The sequence below is a fragment of the Bradyrhizobium sp. NBAIM08 genome (genome assembly GCF_020193935.1).
Lineage (GTDB): Bacteria > Pseudomonadota > Alphaproteobacteria > Rhizobiales > Xanthobacteraceae > Bradyrhizobium > Bradyrhizobium yuanmingense.
Map to the genome: position 1 here is coordinate 1 of NZ_JADYVR010001305.1, position 384 is coordinate 384.

1 protein-coding gene is annotated in these 384 nt (G+C 63.3%); it reads left to right on the top strand.

The features are described 5' to 3' along the window. Positions 1 to 384: AIR synthase related protein (locus I6F37_RS44645; RefSeq protein ID WP_249795520.1), on the top strand; the 384-nt coding region annotated here is incomplete at both ends.

Below are 384 nucleotides of genomic sequence, written 5' to 3' on the forward strand. Positions count from 1 at the left end.
ATCTCGCCGAGGTGCGCGCCTTCACGCTGGACGGCGTCGCCGACACCGCAGACGCCGTGGGAAATCTCAAGAGCCTGCTCGCCTCGCCGACGATTGCCTCCAAGAACTGGGTCTATCGGCAGTACGACCACATGGTGCGCGACAACACGATTGTGCCGCCGGGCAGCGATGCCGCGGTGTTGCGCATCAAGGGCGATTCCGTTCCGGAAGGCAAAGGCAACGGCAAGCCGGTGCCCGACAAGTTCATCGCCATGTCGGTGGACTGCAACGGCACTTATGTTTACCTCGATCCCTACGAGGGCGGAAAAATCGCGGTAGCGGAAGCCTGCCGCAACCTCGCCTGTTCCGGCGCGGTGCCGCTGGGCGCGACGGACAATTTGAACT